Raw genomic sequence first — 1,112 nt, 5'->3', positions numbered from 1 at the left:
TCTACTACGGCTACAGATACTACTCACCCGAGCTGGGGCGGTGGCTCTCCAGGGATCCGATGGGTAGAAGGATCAAACCGAATCTGTACGCAGGTCTGTTGAATGACCCTATCAGGTGTGTGGACGCCGACGGACGTGACGAGAGTTACTGGCCGCCTGGGAATAACGCTCCTCCTGGCGGGGTGATCTCGCCTGATCCCAATCCGCCGTCTCCGAGTCCGCCGTCTGATGGTCCAAGTTGTCCGGCGAAATGCTTGAACTTCATCAAAGGAGTGAAAGCAGGTCTGCAAGTCCGTGGCGAATTCCTCAAGATGATCGACCAATATGAATGCTGCGTGAAGGGGAAGATCGTTGGTCTTGATTCCTTCGATGGATGCAAGGATGGGGCTCAAGCAAATTGGACTGTTGCGCATCGTATCACCGGCTGCGAGATGAAGGCTGCGGGCGTTGATAAAGACACGATGGACAATCTCAACGCTATCCATGAGACGATTGAGTTTTGCCGTGGCGAGTGCGGAAAGTTCGATGACTGGGGGTCCTACGTGGATGACACCTTCAAAGACATGAAGGCAATCCAAGAGGGCTTCGGGACTGACGGCAAGGACTGCTACAACCGTTTCATTCCATCCGAATGCAAGAAGAAGGCGAAGAAATAGGGCATGCCAAGAATCGTTCGCTATCTTGTTCTGTTTGCCGTTGTCTTGGCAGTTGGCATTGTTCTTCACGGTTGCCGGAACACCCTGTCGCGCTCCTTGAAGCAACTCCAGCCGGGAATGTCCCGCGAAGACACCGAGCGTGTTGTGCCTTCTCGGTTCCTCCAGCTAAGCGCAGACCCTGTGACGATGCCAACGGTGGGGACGAAGTTGACTGACCCCGCCGTGAAATGTGTGTACCGCTGCACTTATACTGCGTCTTGGCTTCTCGGCTCGGCTGAATATGCAGAACTGTACTTCGACGCGTCAAACCGACTCGTCGGACTCCGGTACAGTTCAAGCGGAGGGCCGTGGAGTCCATCTCGGGGCGTGGAATACCGTTGATGGTTCGCGCGCCACTACCCCCCCCGGTCGCCCTCCGCGCCCGTGTCGAGTAGGCAGAGGGGCTTGCGCCCCTCC

1 protein-coding gene is annotated in these 1,112 nt (G+C 56.4%); it reads left to right on the top strand.

Annotated features, from left to right (window positions below; genetic code table 11):
- The coding region (locus QME66_13975; GenBank protein MDI6810049.1) for an RHS repeat-associated core domain-containing protein at window positions 1–656 on the top strand (656 nt) is incomplete at its 5' end.
- Window positions 657–1,112 lie beyond the last annotated feature (456 nt).

The organism is Candidatus Eisenbacteria bacterium (assembly GCA_030017955.1).
Taxonomy (GTDB): domain Bacteria; phylum Eisenbacteria; class RBG-16-71-46; order JASEGR01; family JASEGR01; genus JASEGR01.
This window is presented reverse-complemented; position numbering and strand designations above follow the sequence as displayed.